Below are 18,448 nucleotides of genomic sequence, written 5' to 3' on the forward strand. Positions count from 1 at the left end.
AGAAATTTTTTGCAAAGTTATTCTAAAGTTTTTTTAGAAAAAAATTTTTTCTCCTGATTATAAACAGTCCGAAAAAGTCTTCAGAAATAGTTTGCTTTATTACATCCTTTTTATCACAATTGTTTTATTTCCAATCTTGAAAATGGTATCTTAGAATAAATCAGCGGGTTTGTTAAACAAAGCATCAGTAGCATTGTTATCGATAAAGTTTAGAAAAGCATCTTCATCAAAATATCCGTCCTCATCAAGAATTGCCGGATTTAATAATTCGATTTCACTAGGTTTTTCCAGGCTGATATTTTCAATAAACTTTCCGGTTTTGCCTGTGATCTCATTGTGAAAACTGATTAAGTATCTGGAATAAATATTACTCTCAGCAACAGTGTAATGTCCGTTTTCTGCAATAAGTGAAGTCATAATGCTTCCTCCTATGTAGGTTTCATTATCATTCCCCGAAGCACCAAACAATACTTTTGAGGTAACATTTCCAGCGCAATACAGCGAACCGTTGATGATGATATTTTCTGCCTGTATATTACCGGTAACTATAAGGACAATAAAATCTTCCACAAAAAGTTTCTCTGATAAATGAAGATCACCATCAATAAGAATAATTTTATATCCTTCCTCATCAGAAGTAATCAGTTCCAGAGAAGTATTGGTATCATTTTGTATAAGAACAATTTCAGGAGCATCATTTTCATTATTGATGTACAGGGAAGCGTCCTTTAACTTTTCTGCTGTTTCATCGTCCAGCATTTCGAGAAATTCACTAAGACTTTCTTCATCGATGCCGCTTTCATTGAAAAAATTGTTTTCCAGGGCTTCGTGAGCAATGCTGTATAGATTTTCTGATTTTTCTTTGAGGTGTTTGTATAATTGGTCTTTGGTTAGTTTTTGCAATTCTTTCATCGGTTTTTAAAAGTATATACATTATCTATTCGGTGGGGGAAACACCTGTTAATAGACTGATGCAATATAGTCAGATAAATTGTGTTACGCCAGAAAGAGATGTATTTTTTCAATTTTTTTTCTTTTTGATAATTTCCTGAGCTGAAAAATTAGATCATTTCATACAAAAACCGGACTCATAAAGAGGTCCGGTATTTGTATTGTTTTGTATATCAGTCAATAAAAATTTTAGATATGGTTTATTTTCTTTTGGTCTCCAATCACATTCAGGGTAACTCCCAAAAGAATTAAAGTAATCCCGATGAGTAAATTCAGAGTGAATTTTTCATGAAACATCAGGACACTGATCAATACAGCAACAACAGGTTCCAAAGCTCCCAAAATAGCCACAGGAGTAGATCCGATATATTTAATAGCATATACCAGACAAAGACTGGAGATCACTGTAGTCAGAAAGGCAAAAATAAGGAAGTTAATGAAGATCTCTGTTGAAGGAATAGCAAACGATGCATGTGCTGTGACCGCTTTGGACATAAAGAACAGTGAGGTGAAAAGCATTGAATAAAATGTAAGCTTGAATCCGGAAACCTTGATATTCGACTTGTTGACGATAACCATATATAAAGCATAGAACAGTGAACTGAGCATGACAATTCCCAACCCTGCAAAGTTGATTTCCAGTCCTTTTCCTTTTAAACATAAAACAATAACTCCCGCGAAAGCAAGAAGTAAAGAAGCTCCGGATAATCTGGTAAGTCTCTCCTTATAAAAGAAAAGCATGATCAATGCGACAATAATAGGATAAATAAATAAAACGGTAGAGGCAATCCCCGGTGTCAGGAAATCATACCCCAAAAAGAGAAACTCTGAAGAAAGGGCATAACAGATACCAAGGATGGCCAGGATTAAGACCTCTTTTTTATTGATTCTAAAACTCTCCCCTGAATACAGCAGATATCCTCCCACCATTAATGCTGAAAAGAAAAATCTGTAAAACAGCGTAATATCCATTGAAAAATGCGCCTGCTTTACGGGCAGAATAAAAATCGGAATCAGACCATAGGAAACGGCCGACAAAATTCCCAGTGTGTAACCTCTAAGTTTCATGTGCTTTATAGTTATTAAACAAAAAAGCCACTGAATCAATCAGTGGCTTTTTTTATTTTTTTAAGATTAAATCGGTTTAAAACTTAATCCTTGTTCCTGCAGTAATTTTTGTTCCTGCTCTTTGTAGTAGCCACCTACTAATTTATCATGAATTGCTTCAAACGCTGCCAGAGTTTCATTGATCTCTGCATCGGTATGAGAAGCGGTAGGAATAAGCCTTAAAAGAATCATTCCCTTCGGAATGACCGGATATACCACCACAGAGGTGAAAATACCGTAATTCTCTCTTAAATCTTTTACCAATAGAGTAGCCTCTACAGGAGTTCCCTGCATCATTACCGGAGTTACACAAGTATTAGTGTCTCCAATATTGAATCCTCTATCTGTAAGTCCGTTCTGTAGTTTGTAAACATTCTCCCAAAGTTTAGCTTTGATTTCAGGTCTTGATCTCAATAGCTCCAGTCTTTTTAATCCTCCGATTACCATTGGCATCGTAAGAGATTTTGCAAAGATTTGTGATCTTAAGTTGAATTTCAGATATCTGATGATTTCTTTGTCACCCGCAAGGAATGCTCCGAAACCAGCCATTGATTTTGCAAATGTAGAGAAATAGACATCGATCTGATCGTTACAGTCCTGCTCTTCACCTACACCGGCTCCTGTTTTACCAAGAGTTCCGAAACCGTGGGCATCATCTACTAAAAGTCTGAACTGGTATTTGGATTTAAGATCGCAGATCTCTTTGATTTTTCCCTGTTGTCCTCTCATCCCGAAAACTCCTTCTGTGATCACAAGGATACCTCCACCTGTTTCTTCAGCTACCTTAGTGGCTCTCTGAAGGTTTTTCTCAAGACTTGCCATATCATTATGCTTGTAGGTAAATCTTTTACCGGAATGAAGTCTTACTCCATCCACGATGCAGGCATGAGAATCCATATCATAAACAATCACATCATTTCTGCTTACCAAAGCATCAATGGTAGAAACCATTCCCTGGTAACCGAAATTCAATAAGTATGCTGATTCTTTTTTTACGAAGTCTGCCAGTTCTCTTTCCAGCTGAAGGTGCTGGTCTGTTTCTCCGGACATTGCTCTTGCTCCCATTGGATAGAACATTCCATATTCTGCAGCCGCTTTCGCATCCGCTTCTATTACTTCAGGGTGATTACACAGCCCTAAATAGTCATTGGCACTCCAGAAAATTACTTCTCTCCCCTGAAATTGCATTCTCGGGCCGATAGGTCCCTCTAATCTTGGGAAAATAAAATAGCCTTCACCATAATCTGCAAATTGTCCAAGTGGTCCTGGATTTTCTTTTATTCTTTCAAAAATATCCAACATTGTATCGTAATTTTTAAGTAATAAAGCCTTTTTTGTCTGAATACGCAAAAGGCTTTATTTATTTGTATCGTGATTTTATTCGTTCTTATTTGATAAACTCGGTTTTGAAAACTTCGTCATAGTTGTGAACACAGTTGTTAACAAATCCTTGTTCTGCCATCCATTTGTCACTGTATACTTTAGTGATGTATCTGGAACCGTGGTCAGGATAAATCAAAACAACTACGTCATTTTCTGTAAGTTCATGAGACTGGGCATACTGCATCAATCCCTGGGTTACAGCTCCGGTAGTATAACCTCCCATGATGGCTTCTTTCAAAGCAATTTCGCGGGTTCTGTACGCGGACATTTCATCATTTACCCTTACAAACTCATCTACCTTGTCAAAAAGCAGGGCAGAAGGGATCAGGTTTTTACCCATTCCTTCAATCTGATAAGGATGTACATCTTCTTTATGTATTTCTCCTGTTTCGTGATAGCTTTTAAGGATCGAACCGTCTGCATCTACACCAATAATCTTGATATCAGGATTTTTTTCCTTCAAAAATTTGGCAGAACCAGACAGCGTACCCCCCGTTCCGGTGCAGGCAAAAAGGTGAGTGATCTTACCTTGTGTCTGTTCCCAGATCTCGGGACCTGTTGTCTGATAGTGTGCATCAATATTCAATTCGTTAAAATATTGATTGATGTAAATAGAATTAGGAGTTTCCTGAGCGATTCTTTTAGCTACTTCATAATATGACCTTGGATCATCTGCCGGTACATTGGCCGGGCATATATATACCGTAGCTCCCAATGCTTTCAGATAAGCAATTTTTTCAGGTTTTGTTTTATCACTTACTGCAAGAATACATTTATATCCCTTAATGATACATACCATCGCAATAGAAAACCCGGTATTACCGGAAGTAGTTTCTACAACTACAGAATCTTCTTTTAAAAGGCCTTTTTTCTCTGCGTTTTCTATAATATGAAGTGCGATTCGGTCTTTAGTGGAATGTCCAGGATTATATGATTCTAACTTGGCATAAATGGTTGCTGGAATATCTTTTGTCACAGTATTTAGCTTCACCATCGGAGTGTGTCCTATCAGGCCAAGAATATTATCGTAAACATTACTCATTATTTGTTATTTTCAATAAAAATCTGACTGCAAAAATACAAAAAAATAAATAATTACTAAACTTTTGTTTGATTTCTAGGGCATAGTTTGTAAAAAAATATTTTAGTATTTTCAGTTTTGACACGAGTATAATCGCAAATACTGCGCCAAAATTTTTAAATTTTGTTAAAACCCGCATAAAATAAGATAAAAGCCTTATTTTCGCATAATTGATTTAATACTATGAAAAATTGGACTTTTAGGCAATGGAACACCGTTTCAGGATGGGTGATTTTCGTTATTGCTTTCTTTACGTACTTGTCCACCATAGAACCCAATTTCAGTTTCTGGGATTGTGGCGAGTACATTTCTTCTGCAGTAAAACTTGAAGTAACGCACGCTCCCGGAGCTGCTTTATTCCAGATAGTGGGTGCCGTGGCAGCCATTTTTGCATTAGGGAAAGGCGAAAACTATTCTATCGTGATCAACGCGATGTCTGCATTGTTCAGTGCGCTGACTATTTTATTTTTGTTTTGGACGATCACTCATTTTGTGAGAAGACTTTTAAACAAAGATTTTGAAGAAATTACAAAACATCAGGAAATCTCTATTTTATTTGCGGGAGCAGTGGGAGCACTTTGCTTTACATTCTCAGATACGTTCTGGTTCTCTGCGGTAGAGGGAGAGGTTTACTCTATGGCTTCTATGTTCATTGCGCTTTTGGTCTGGTTAATCACCAAATGGGAGAATGAGTATCAGGCGGGAGACAGTGAAAGATGGATTATTCTTATTTTCTTCGTTTTAGGACTTTCTGTAGGAGTACATATGATGTGTATGCTGGCAATTCCTGCAGTATGTCTGGTATACTATGCAAGAAATTACAAGTTTACCTGGAAAAACTTTATCTGGGCAAACCTTATTACATTAGGGATTTTGATTATTGTTTTCAAAATTATCTTCCCTTTAATTATGACAATGTTCGGAAGACTTGAGATTTTCTTTGTGAATGGTCTTGGACTTCCTTTCCACTCCGGAACCATTGCAGCGTTTATTTTAATGGTAGCGATCTGCTACTTCTTAATTAAATATGCAAGAAAGGCAAAAAGAAACATTTATCAGACGGCTGCATTATCTGTAGTTTTCATGATGATAGGGTTCTCCTGCTGGATGGTTATTCCTATCAGAGCGAATGCCAACCCGCCAATGAACCTTAATGATCCGGATACGGCAATCGGTATGCTCGATTATTATAACAGAGAGCAGTATGGTGACTGGCCTACTATTTACGGACAAAACTACACGGCATTCCTTGATGCTAACGGAATTGAGAAAAACGAAGACGGAAGTTTCAAAACAAAGAAAACCGGGGAAATCTATGAAAAAGATGAAAAAACCGGAACCTACAGAAAAACGGGAGACCGTTTCAATTATGTATTCAACAAGTCTCAGGTAAGCTTAATGCCGAGAATGTTTAATGAAGATAAGGATGTAATGGCCAACTATATTTCTATGTATGGCGCTCCTGATTTTACATTTAATTATTCTAATGAAGATGTGGCAGACAATCCGCAGGCAAAGCAGATCTTTGACGAACTGAGAGCAAAATATGAAGATAAATCAATTACCGCTTCAGATTATCTGAAAGTAAAGCCTTATAACCTGATCAATGTTCAGAAGCCTTCATTCCTTCAGAATATGGATTATTTTATTACGTTTCAGAATGGATATTATTTTGTAAGATACCTCATGTGGAACTTCGTAGGAAGACAAAATGATCTTGAAGGAAACATGGAAAGCACAAAAGGAAACTGGATTTCCGGAATTCCTTTCGTTGATAATGCTGTGGTAGGAAATCAGGATAAAATGCCTGCTAAATTTAAGAATGAAAGTACAGTTAAATTCTTCTTCCTTCCGTTAATTTTAGGATTGATTGGGTTCTTCTTCCAGTTGAACAGAGATTTCGGAAGATTCTATGCATTGTTATCTTTATTTATTTTAACAAGTGTAGGGATTGTTTTCTATACTGGGGTAAAACCTTTTGAACCGAGAGAAAGAGATTATGCAATGGTAGGTTCTTTCTATGCATTTGCGATCTGGATCGGTTTGGGTGCCGGAGCTATTCTTTGGTTCTTACAATCTAAAATAAAATCAAACGGGGCTAATATTGCTCTGGGAGTGGTTTTATTAGGAGTACCATTCATGATGGGCTTCCAGAACTATAATGTTCATGACAGAAGCAACAGATATACTGCATACGACTATGCGTATTCAGTGTTAAAATCATTGCCGAAAAACGATATCCTTTTCGTTTACGGAGATAACGATACTTACCCGGTTTGGGCTATTCAGGAGACAGAACAGTTCAGGGATGATGTGAAGGTGGTTAACTTTACTCTTGCTTCAACTCCATGGAATCTGGATCAGATCAAAAGAAGAACGTACAATGCAATGGGAATCCCTAGCCAGCTGACACACGACGACTATAGAGATGGGGTAAACGACCAGATCTATATGATGAAGAAGGAAGATTGGGAAGGTGTTTTCTCTATGTTGAAAGAACAGGGAGCTCCGGAAACAGAATTCCAGTCTTTCAGAAAATATCTTACTCAGGATTCTTTAACTTTGAAACAGGCGATTGAATTCATTAAATTCAAATCTCCTGAAAAAGACGAATTGTTGAAAATGTATTTTGGAGAAGAGAAATTTGAAAAATACAATATCCTTCCGGTAAACAAATTCATCCTTCCTGTGAATAAAGAAAATGCTTTAAAAGCAGGAATTATCAACAAAGAAGATCTTCCAAACGTAGCCAATCAGATTATGATTACTTACAAAGGAAATACGCTTTATAAGAACAACCTGATTTTGATGGATCTTTTAGCGAACTTCGACTGGAAGCGTCCGATCAACTTCTCATCAGGAGGTATTTATGACAGCGAAAATATTTTCTATCTGAACGATTACCTTCAGTTTGACGGATTCAGTTACAGATTGATTCCTATCCAGACACCTCCGAGCGCTGATGGAGATATGGGACGAGTAGATGCCAATTCTCTTTATAATGTAGTGAAAAACTTCAGATGGGGGAACTTCAAAAACTTAAATGCTCACTTTGATGAAACGGCTACTTCCAATATCATCAGCTATAGAATGTCAGCGAGCAGAGCGGCAGCAGCCCTTGCATTAAGCGGACAGAAAGCTAAAGCATTGGAAATTCTGGATCTTGCAGCCAAAGAAATTCCGGCAGAGAAATATAATGATCCCCGTTCATTAAGTTCAATTGTTTCAGGATACATTATTGCAGGGCAGGAGCAGAAAGGTCTTCAGATTGCTGAAGTGCTTAAAAAAGGAATCTTTGAAGAGTATGATTATTATTTAAGTCTTTCCAAAGCAGATCAAAGCTATCTGAGAAGACAGATGAGAACAAAACCAATGGAATATTCTCTTGTGGTTTCTGCAGTAACAGATGCTTATACAAAGATCGGACAGAAAGAAAAAGCATATGCTTATCTGGTAAAATCCATAGAGCCGATTGACAAGAAGTTCAATGTATTTATCAAAGATCTTCAGGAAATGGGCAGAGATAAGGCGATGAAAGAGTCTGAAAATGTACAGGAAATTACGCCTTTCTATCAGTACTTATTTGATGTGATGGAGCCTTATGATTCTACCTATTCCAAAGAAAAGGAAAATCAGATTACGACTGCAATTATCAAAGCAACAAAATAAAATACTTTAAAACGGAACTTCGGTTCCGTTTTTTTATTATTGGGAATCCTGAATTTTAAGATTATATTTGTGAAAGTAAAAATACATAATGTCCGAAACACAAAATAACAAATTCCCAATGTATGCCGTCATTGCTACGGTTCTTTTTAAACTTCTTTTTTTATTAACGCACTATATCCAGGAAGATGCGTTTATCACCTGGAGAGTTGCCCAGAATCTATTGGATTATGGAGTAATCGGCTTCAATGGAGATACTAAAATTTCTGCATCTACAACACATCTGTATGTTTTTGTATCCTATATTTTCAATCTTGTTTTTGGAAAAGAAAATTTTATTGAGCCTCTTTTGATTTTTAATTCCATACTGTTTACCATAGGAACTTTATGGCTGTCTAATCTGGTTTTAAAAAATCCATGGCATAAGGCAATCTTTATATTTCTGATCGGTATTTTACCGCCAGCCATTAAAATTTCAATCCTTGGTATGGAATATGGAATTCTGTTTTTTCTGGAGATGGCATTGTTGTACTACGGATTTAACAAAGGGAAAAAATGGGTTGTGACACTTCTTCCCGTTTTAATCATGTTTACCAGAATTGATACCGTCATATTCCTGGGAATTGTATTTCTTGTGGATCTGTTCTGGAACAGAAAAATAAGATGGAATTATATCTTCGGAGGAGCTTTTGGAGTTTTATCAACAGTTGCTTTCAACTGGTTTTACTTTGGTGAACTGGTGAACAATACCATTACCGCAAAAAAATTGCTTTACAGTGAAAATTTTACGATCCAGCAGCATATCGGGTATTTCTTTAAAAGCTTTGGAAATTTCTGGGGAATGCTGAAAGTTCCGGGAGATTTCAATCCGCTGACTATCGTAGTTTTGATTTTTGAATTGCTTTGTTTTATTTATCTGATCAGACAAAGAGAAAAAAGAAACTATTTTTTGTGGATGATTTTCCTTTTCGGATGGGCAAAACAAATCATATTTATTTCTCAAAAGAGCTTATTTGACTGGTATTACTGGGTGCCACAACTTTTGCTTTTCGTTCCCGTTCTTATTTTTGTACTGGAACAGAAAGAGAAGAAAAATCTATGGCTGTCATTACTTTTTGTATTCTATATCTTCCCAATGCTTGTCTTCCAGACGGTTCACTGTATTGCAACAGGAAACGGAGAATGGAACTACCGCAGAACGATTGGTACCTTTTTAAACCAATATGAAAAAGATAAAAACCAATGGATTTTATTGGAGCCGGCAGGTTATGTGCCTTATTTTTCAGGATTAAAAACGATTGATGAGGTTGGATTGGTAGATAAACAGATTCAGGAGGAAATTAAAAAAGATAAAACAAATTACTGCATCAACACGGTAAAAACAAGAAAACCGAAATATCTTCTTTCTTATCAGAATTTATATGAAGAGAAGAACGCCAATTCAGAATACTATAAAACCCATTATAAGCTTTTGAAGGAATTCCGTGTGAAAGATCATCTGAATAGTGATCATAAGATTCTGGAAAAAATTTACCATCTGAAACCTTCCGGAACAGACTATAATTTGTACATTAGAATTGATTAAAAGATTTAAAAATTGAAAGAATTCAGAAAAAAAGTTTTATAATAACTCTTTCACTCTAATACTCTCAAACCGTCCGACCCAACAATCACTGCAACCTAATATCTAAAACCTAATACCTGAAAAAATGAAATACTGTGCTTTTCTCCGTGGCGTCAACGTAAAAGGAACCAATATGAAAATGGCGGAAGTCTGCGAGGTTTTTAAAGATACGGGGATGAAAGACGTAAGTTCAATATTGGCGTCCGGAAATATTGTGTTTTCTTCAGATAAAAATGTTGAGGAGTTAAAGACCATTCTTGAAAAAGCGATGTCAGACCATTTTTCTTACGAAGCTTTTTTGTTTGTGAAAACCCAGGAAGAGATAGAAGTGTTCTGGAACAGTATTCCTTTTGAAAAGAACGATACATTTCACATCTATGGCTTTGTAGGGATTCCCGGAGTGGAAAAGGTTTTGATGGAGGAGTTTCAGAAAGCCACTCAGGTAGAAAATGAAAAGGCTGCAATCGTTAATGATATATTTTACTGGCAGGTTCCGAAAGGAAATACCTTAGATTCTACCTTCGGGAAAGTATTAGGTAAAAAGAGCCTTAAAGATCAGTTTACCAGCAGGAATGTGAATACATTTGAAAAAATTTTGAAAAAGATGAATTAAAATACACGAATCATCCTTCGATATAGCTTATCCAGTTATTATAACATTTATTGGAAATTCAATAGGAACGGGCTTTAGCCCGTTTATCAAAAAAGTAACAGTCATTGGCTTCAGCCAAAACCTATTTTATTTTTATAAATTATAGTAGTGTTTCCCACAGATTTTGCTGATCTACATAGATTCTACCTTTGGAAAGTATTGGGCAAAAAAAGCCTTAAAGATCAGTTTACCAGCAGGAAGGTGAACGGGCATGAGAAAATTTAAAAAAATTTTAAATAATTATCGCAATGCTTCGACAGGCTCAGCATGACACCGCTAAAAAATAACGTTAATATAATGTGGCTTCGACGTAGGTGTTTGTACATTGATGGTTTATACTTTGTATTATAATTTTCAAATAAATAAAATAGCTAGTATCAGAGCTGTCATGCTGAGCCTGTCGAAGCATCCATCAATTATCAAGTCCTCATTAACTGTTAGTATTAGGGTTGTCCTGCTGAGCCTGTCGAAGCATCTATCAATTATCAAGCCCTCATTAACAGTTAGTATTAGAGCTGTCCTGCTGAGCCTGTCGAAGCATCTATCAATTATCAAGCCCTCATTAACAGTTAGTATTAGAGCTGTCCTGCTGAGCCTGTCGAAGCATCTATCAATTATCAAGCCCTCATTAACAGTTAGTATTAGAGCTGTCCTGCTGAGCTTGTCGAAGCATCCATCACTTATTAATTATCCAGTGCCGATTAACAGTTAGTATGAGAGCTGTCATGCTGAGCCTGTCGAAGCATCGATCAATAAATAATCAGAAATCCAAAAGCCAAAAACGATTGCTGCCATAGCCTGTTAAAGCAATCAAATAATTTCCATTTGTGAAACTTTCTCAGTATTTTTACTGAACTTTTTAATTACAACAAAATGATTCAGTATTTAGATAATATTTCGCACAAAGATTCAAAAAACTTTTTCCTTATTGCCGGACCTTGTATTATTGAAGGGGAAGATATGGCATTAAGAATTGCTGAAAAAGTAATCAGTATTACAGACAAATACAATATTCCCTATATTTTCAAAGGAAGCTTCAAAAAGGCTAACAGAAGCCGTGTAGATTCTTTCACGACGATTGGTGAAGAGAAATCTCTGGAAATTCTTAAAAAAGTGGGAGAGACATTCAATATTCCTACCACAACAGATATTCATGAGAATGAACATGCAGTATTAGCAGCACAGTATGTGGATGTTTTACAGATTCCTGCATTCCTGGTGCGCCAGACAGATTTATTGGTGGCTGCTGCTAAAACAGGAAAATGTGTTACCCTTAAAAAAGGTCAGTTCCTTTCTCCGGAAGCGATGAAGTTTGCCGTTCAGAAAATTACAGATTCCAACAATCAGAAAGTAGCCATCATTGAAAGAGGAAATTCTTTCGGATATACGGATCTTATCGTGGATTACAGAGGAATTCCTACCATGAGAGAATACGCGCCTGTGATTCTGGACGTTACGCACTCTCTGCAGCAACCTAATCAAAGCTCAGGCGTTACAGGCGGAAGACCGGACCTTATTGAAACCGTTGCCAAAGCAGGAATTGCAGTGGGAGCAGACGGAATTTTCATCGAAACACATCCTACACCGGAAACCGCGTTATCTGATGGTGCCAACATGTTAAGATTAGATTTATTAGAAGATTTGTTACAAAAATTGACAAGAATTAGAGAATCGATTTTGTAATTGTTAAAAAAACATTAATTTTAGAAATTCTAAAACATTTCTTTTGAAAAAACTAGTTTTACCGCTAAGCCTTATGGTCCCTGTATTGTTTTTCTCCCAACAAAGGAAAAAAGATACAGCGACCACTAAAGTAACCGATATAGAGGAAGTTGTCTTCCAGAAAAAAGCAACAGGAAAAACAAACGACCTTACCAACGTAAGAATTTCAGCAAAAGAAGCGAAATCAGTAGCTTCTATAAATGGTGGGATTGAAGGATTGCTTAAAACACTACCTTCCGTAAACTCCAATACCGAGCTGTCCTCACAATATATGGTTCGTGGTGGAAACTATGATGAAAACCTGATCTACATTAATGATATTGAGATCTACAGACCTTTCCTGATCAGAAACTCTCAACAGGAAGGGATGAGTATTATCAACCCGGATATGGTTTCTGCAGTGAATTTCTCTGCGGGAGGATTTGAAGCTAAGTATGGCGATAAAATGTCTTCTGCCTTAAATATCTATTACCGTGAGCCTGAAAAATTTGAAGTTTCAGGAGAGGCAAGCTTAATTGGAGGAAGGCTTACAACAGGTCTGGCTTCAAAAAATAAAAAATTTACTGCTTTATTTTCCGGCAGATACAGAAATACCAACCTTGTTCTTAATACCTTAAAAGAAGATACAGACTTTAATCCAACCTATTGGGATTTCCAGTCTTATCTCAATTATCATGTCAGTGACAAATTCTCCATGTCATTCATCGGATATTATTCCAAGAATGATTATGAGATGATCCCAAGGGCAAAAAGTGTTACTTTCGGAAGTCTTCAGCAGCCTATTACCGTAAATATTGGCTATGGAGGCCAGGAAAATGACCAATATAAAAATATGATGGGAACATTCTCTATGAACTATAAGCCGGCAGATAAGTGGAAGCTTACCCTGGATGCCTTTGCTTATCAGAACAGAGAAAGAGAATATTACACGATACAGTCAGCTTACGAGCTTCAGACTTTTGATCCTGTGACACAGCAGCCTGTAACGTCTTTTGATGTGGGAGGACAAATAGAACATGCAAGAAACGACTTGTTTGTAAGAACCTACGGAACACAATTCAGAGCTAAATTTTCACCCAATGTCAATACAGATTTTGAAGTAGGTTTCAAATATGAAAAAGAAAACCTGAAAGATCTTACCAATGAGTGGAAATTGGTAGACTCTGCCGGATACAGCCTTCCAAGACCGGAAGTTATTGATCCAAGAACCGGAACCACAGGAGATCTTAAGCTTGCTTATTATATTGCCGGGCAAAATAATATTGTGCCTACAAGACTTTCAGCATATGCACAGTATTCACAGAAGTTCTACTGGGGTGCCAGTAAAGTATTTGTGAATGCCGGAGTACGTGTTGCCAACTGGAGTTTCAATAAAGAAACCATATTCTCACCAAGAGCTCAGTTTGCGATCAAACCGGATTGGGACAGCGATATGTTGTTCAAAATTTCAGGAGGAATCTACTATCAGGCTCCTTTCTATAAAGAAATTAAAGATTTAGATGGTAATTTTAACTCTAATATAAAATCGCAGCGTTCTATCCAGGTCATTCTTGCCAATGATTATGAGTTCCAGATGTATGACAGACCATTCAAACTGACAACGGAACTTTATTACAAAAAAATGGATAACCTGATTCCTTATTATATGGATAATGTAAGAATCCGTTACTCCGGGCAGAATAATTCAAAAGGATATGCGTATGGTATCGATACCAGACTATTCGGAGAATTTGTTCCGGGTGTGGATTCATGGTTGTCTGCAAGTTATGCCAGAGTGTATGAAAATATTGATGGAAGAGGAGATATTCCAAGACCTACAGATCAAAGGTTGAGATTTGCTATGTTCTATCAGGATTATATGCCAAGTTTTCCGTCTATGCGTGTGAACCTTACCCTCGTGTACGCTATGGGATTACCTACAGGAGCTCCTGTACTATTCAACAGTAACGGACAGCCGGATTTTGGCTCAGCTTATAATTATCAGCAGACCCTTCCTTCCTATAAAAGGGTAGACTTAGGGTTGACAAAGGTATTTATTGATCCAAAAGAAAAAAATAAGAGATCCGGTTTCTGGGGTAATTTTGAAGAGCTGACATTAGGCGTTCAGGTTTTCAACGCATTTAACATTAACAATACGGTTGCGAACCAATGGATCACAGATTATAACAGCAATTATATGTATCCTGTTCCGGTACGTCTTACAGGGCGTTTCTTTAATGTAAAACTGGAATTTAAACTGTAAAAACAAAAAGGTTGAGGTTGATTTTATCTTAATCTGTCAGAAAATATGTAAAATAAAAGCTTTCAAATTTTTTTGGAAGCTTTTTTATTTACCCGAATTTTATAACAACATTACCAAATTTTATAACAACGGTATCACAGATATTTTTAACTTTGTCTTACCAATGAAAAAGATTCTTGCCATATTGTTTTCTATTTTCTACTTCGGCTTTTCTTCCGGAGCGGCATTTAGCATTCATTATTGCATGAAAGAATTTGTTTCCGTAAGCCAGAAAGTAGATGACATCTGTGGAAAATGCGGCGTTAAAGATAAAAAGGGATGCTGCAAAACAGAGATTAAAATCGTAAAAGTAGACGATTCACAGAAATCAGATTATCTGAATGTGGATTTCTTAAGTGCAGTTTCAGAAATTCCGGTGAAACATCAGTTTCCAGTTGTTGACAAGTCTTTTTCAGCTACGAAATTTACCCAGATCCAGATTAATGCGCCGCCTGAATTCCGGCCGGTCCCTATCTACATCAATCATTGTAATTTTAGAATTTAGAATCCGTCAGTCGTCTCCGGTATAATGAGTTATATACCGTTACAGACGACATGTTCTGACGCAGTACTGATGCGTTACCCTTTATTCTTTATTAAAAAATTAATTCTAAAATTTAAAACAATGAAAAAATATATCATCACAGCAGCCTTATCTTTATTTTCAATCATTTCATTATCAGCACAATCTAAAAAGGATGCTCAGGTTACTAAGCTGTATCAGAACTATATCGCCATTAAATCAGCTTTAGCTTCAGATGATGCTGATACAACTTCAAAAGCAGCAACAGAATTCATTAAAACAGCTTCAGCCATCGACTATAAAGTTGTTTCTGAAGGAAACCTTAATATTCTCAGAAAAGATGCCTCTGCCATTTCTGAAGCAAGAACAGTTGCCGCACAAAGAGAAACTTTTTTCAATCTTTCCGACAATATGATTGCTTTGACCAAAGAGTTCAAACTTTCTGAAAAACCAGTCTACGTTCAATATTGCCCAATGGCAGACGGAAGCTGGCTAAGCGATGAAAAACAGATCGTTAACCCATACTATGGGAAATCTATGCTTTCTTGTGGTAGCGTAAAGTCAGAAATTAACTAATTGTTGTATTATTGTTAAAAACAATAAGTTGCATGGCTTAAATTAGAATTAACTTTAATCCATGCAGCTTCTAAAAAGTTCGAAATATTATGAAAAAACTGATAATGTTTCTGATGCTTTTATTCTCTGTGTTTACTTTCGCACAAACTACAAAAACGTATTATACCTGTCCCATGCACCCGGAAGTGGTGTCATCAAAACCCGGAGACTGCCCGAAATGCGGAATGACTCTCGTGAAAAAAACAGTGGTTATAAAACCCAAAGTAGCAGCAAAACCGGAAGTAAAGCCTACCCCTAAAACAGAGGCTAAAGCAAAACCTGCAGAAACAAAAATAAATAAGAGAAAGGTTGAGAAAAAAGCAGAAGCTAAAAAGGTTAATGATGCTAAATCTCAGACAAAGATTGTATTGCCGGCTAAAACTCAGGATTTAAATCAATCGGAATCTAAAGCTCAGAAACAGGCTCAAACTACGTATACCTGCCCGATGCATCCTGAAATAGTTTCAGACAAACCGGGAAAATGTCCGAAATGCGGGATGGAACTGGTAGAAAAAGAAGCTCATTCCCATACACAGACTGAAAATCCTAAAGAAGAAAAAACTGTTTTAAAACGTAATTCAGAAAATGGAAAGATTACTTTTGGAGGAAAAACAGTTCGTTACGATCTCTATGTAAAAGATACGATTGTCAATTTTACAGGAAAAAACAGAAGAGCAATTGCAATCAATGGTAAACTTCAGGCTCCGACTTTATATTTTACAGAAGGAGATACTGCAGAGATCTACCTGCACAATATGCTTAAGGAAAATACAGGGCTGCATTGGCACGGCGTGATTCTTCCCAATGAACATGATGGTGTTCCATACCTTACCACAAAACCTGTAAAACCTGGGGAAACTCATTTATACAAATTCAGAATTTCTCAGAACGGAACGTACTGGTATCATTCGCATGAAGCCCTTCAGGAACAGATTGGGATGAACGGTATTCTGGTATTTAAAAAAAGAGAAGGTGAGCCAAAAACAACATACAATGCTGAAATTCCGGTATTACTTGGAGATTGGAGTGATGATGATCCGATGCAGATTGCAAGAAGGCTTCATATGGCCAATACAGACTGGTATGCGGTAAAGAAAAATGCCGTACAGAGTTACTGGGAAGCCATCAAATCCGGAAATTTTGGGACAAAAGTACTGAATGAATGGAAAAGAATGGAAGCCATGGATGTAAGTGATGTTTATTACGATAAATTCTTAATCAATGGCGCACCAAGTTCAGATTATTCTAATGTAAAAGCGGGTGATAAAGTAAGACTGAGAGTTGCCAATGGAGGTTCCTCTACCTATTTCTGGTTAAATTATGGCGGAGGAAAGATAAAAGTAGTGGGAAATGACGGGAATGACGTGGTACCGATAGAAGTTGACCGTCTGATTGTAGGAGTGTCGGAAACCTATGATATTGAAGTGACCATTCCTGAAAACAAAAGCTTTGAATTCAGAGCGACTTCTGAAGACAGAATAGGACACGCTTCTCTCTGGCTGGGTTCAGGAGAAAAGGTTGAAGCTCCCAACCTTCCAAGGCTGATGCTTTTTGAAGGGATGAAAATGATGAACGGCATGATGGAGATGAGCGGAAATATGAAACCGATGAATATGACGATGGGAAATCAGATGATGGATATGAACGAAGTGATGTACCCTGAATTATCCGAAAGCCAGAGAAAGACTACAGCGAAGCACATCAATGAAATGATGGGTGTGAAGACGAAGGAAGATCAGAAAGAGGATCATTCTCAACATGCCGGAATGGATATGAAGGAAGAGAAAACAATCAAAAGACTGTCTTACAATATTTTGAAATCTCCTGAGAAAACCATTCTTCCCTCAGACAGCATTCGTGAAATGAAATTTACGCTGGAAGGGAATATGAATCATTATCTGTGGACACTGGATAATAAAACCGTAACAGAGACAGATAAAATTCTGATCAAAAAAGGAGAGGTTCTTAGAATCAAGATGTATAATAATTCTATGATGCGTCACCCGATGCACCTTCACGGTCATGATTTCAGATTGATCAATTCAAAAGGAGAATATTCTCCACTGAAAAATGTTGTGGATATCATGCCAATGGAAACCGTAACGATAGAATTTGCTGCGAATCAGGATGGAGACTGGTTTTTCCACTGTCACATTTTATACCATATGATGGCAGGAATGGGAAGAATCTTCAGTTATGAAAACTCAAAGCCGAATCCGCAGCTTCCCAACAGAAAATTAGCCTGGAAAAATTTTATACAGGATAATAAAATGACAAGCTCTATGGCGATGCTGGATGTAGCTAGCAATAGAATCCATGCAGAAACGATGACGATGTTCGGGCCTAGATGGGCTAACCTGAATGAGTTTCATTCCAACTGGAACTTTGATCATTTCGAAGGAAGTGCGAAAGTGGGACGTTTTTTAGGTAAATTCCAGTGGGCGCTTCCTTATGCCGGAATCAGAGTTCAAAAGAATCATGAGATCATGGAAAGACAGATGGCAGAAGATATGGGAACGGATTTTCACGGTAAAAAGACCTGGTTCGGGCAGCAGAAAGCCTCCAAGAATAAGTTTACATTCATGGTGGGTATGCAGTATGTGCTGCCAATGCTCATCACTGCTGACGCAAGTGTTGATCAAAACGGAAAAGTGTTATTGGAACTTAGCCGAGAAGATATACCACTTTCCAGAAGACTGAGAGGAAATTTCTCTGTCAATTCAGACGGCGAGTTTTCAACCGGAGTTAGATATATCGTTCAAAAATGGCTGTCTCTTTCGGGAAATTATGATAACGAACTGGGCTGGGGCGCAGGTGTCACTTTAACATATTAATTTTTTAAC

12 protein-coding genes are annotated in these 18,448 nt (G+C 37.1%); 8 read left to right on the forward strand and 4 right to left on the reverse strand.

The features are described 5' to 3' along the window. Window positions 1-150: 150 nt before the first annotated feature. The 4 genes from AB1278_RS11555 to AB1278_RS11570 form a co-directional block, all read right to left on the reverse strand. Window positions 151-912: a hypothetical protein gene (locus AB1278_RS11555; protein WP_429814395.1), complete on the reverse strand. Its 762-nt coding sequence runs from the start codon at window positions 910-912 to the stop codon at window positions 151-153. Window positions 913-1,140: 228 nt separating this feature from the next. Then, complete coding sequence (locus AB1278_RS11560) at window positions 1,141-2,019, reverse strand: DMT family transporter (protein WP_202840616.1); 879 nt, start codon at window positions 2,017-2,019, stop codon at window positions 1,141-1,143. Between the two features lie 66 nt (window positions 2,020-2,085). Beyond that, on the reverse strand, window positions 2,086-3,357 hold the full coding sequence (locus AB1278_RS11565; protein WP_411413315.1) for an aminotransferase class I/II-fold pyridoxal phosphate-dependent enzyme: 1,272 nt from the start codon (window positions 3,355-3,357) through the stop codon (window positions 2,086-2,088). 88 nt (window positions 3,358-3,445) lie between these two features. Then, the gene (locus tag AB1278_RS11570) at window positions 3,446-4,483 is read right to left on the reverse strand and encodes a PLP-dependent cysteine synthase family protein (protein WP_110010212.1); all 1,038 of its coding nucleotides are present in this window, start codon (window positions 4,481-4,483) and stop codon (window positions 3,446-3,448) included. Between the two features lie 222 nt (window positions 4,484-4,705). On the opposite strand from AB1278_RS11570, the gene AB1278_RS11575 reads away from it, so the two are divergent. The 8 genes from AB1278_RS11575 (at window position 4,706) to AB1278_RS11610 (ending at window position 18,439) form a co-directional block, all read left to right on the forward strand. After that, window positions 4,706-8,191: a glycosyltransferase family 117 protein gene (locus AB1278_RS11575; protein WP_202840615.1), complete on the forward strand. Its 3,486-nt coding sequence runs from the start codon at window positions 4,706-4,708 to the stop codon at window positions 8,189-8,191. A gap of 88 nt (window positions 8,192-8,279) precedes the next feature. Then, window positions 8,280-9,773, forward strand: coding sequence for a hypothetical protein (locus AB1278_RS11580; protein ID WP_429814400.1), 1,494 nt, complete (start codon window positions 8,280-8,282; stop codon window positions 9,771-9,773). A gap of 124 nt (window positions 9,774-9,897) precedes the next feature. Then, entirely contained in the window at window positions 9,898-10,425 is a 528-nt protein-coding gene (locus tag AB1278_RS11585; protein ID WP_429814403.1) for a DUF1697 domain-containing protein, read from the forward strand. A gap of 912 nt (window positions 10,426-11,337) precedes the next feature. Beyond that, the gene (kdsA, locus tag AB1278_RS11590) at window positions 11,338-12,147 is read left to right on the forward strand and encodes a 3-deoxy-8-phosphooctulonate synthase (protein ID WP_429814406.1); all 810 of its coding nucleotides are present in this window, start codon (window positions 11,338-11,340) and stop codon (window positions 12,145-12,147) included. Between the two features lie 43 nt (window positions 12,148-12,190). Beyond that, window positions 12,191-14,428, forward strand: a complete 2,238-nt coding sequence (locus tag AB1278_RS11595) for a TonB-dependent receptor plug domain-containing protein (protein ID WP_429814409.1) — start codon at window positions 12,191-12,193, stop codon at window positions 14,426-14,428. 163 nt (window positions 14,429-14,591) lie between these two features. After that, window positions 14,592-14,972, forward strand: a complete 381-nt coding sequence (locus tag AB1278_RS11600; protein ID WP_238349628.1) for an HYC_CC_PP family protein — start codon at window positions 14,592-14,594, stop codon at window positions 14,970-14,972. Window positions 14,973-15,092: 120 nt separating this feature from the next. After that, window positions 15,093-15,566 (forward strand): DUF3347 domain-containing protein, encoded by a 474-nt coding sequence (locus AB1278_RS11605; protein WP_202840609.1) that lies wholly within the window; start codon window positions 15,093-15,095, stop codon window positions 15,564-15,566. A gap of 104 nt (window positions 15,567-15,670) precedes the next feature. Next, complete coding sequence (locus tag AB1278_RS11610; RefSeq protein ID WP_202844379.1) at window positions 15,671-18,439, forward strand: multicopper oxidase domain-containing protein; 2,769 nt, start codon at window positions 15,671-15,673, stop codon at window positions 18,437-18,439. Window positions 18,440-18,448: the final 9 nt, after the last annotated feature.

It is taken from the genome of Chryseobacterium sp. NRRL B-14798 (genome assembly GCF_050470705.1).
Lineage (GTDB): Bacteria > Bacteroidota > Bacteroidia > Flavobacteriales > Weeksellaceae > Chryseobacterium > Chryseobacterium cupriresistens.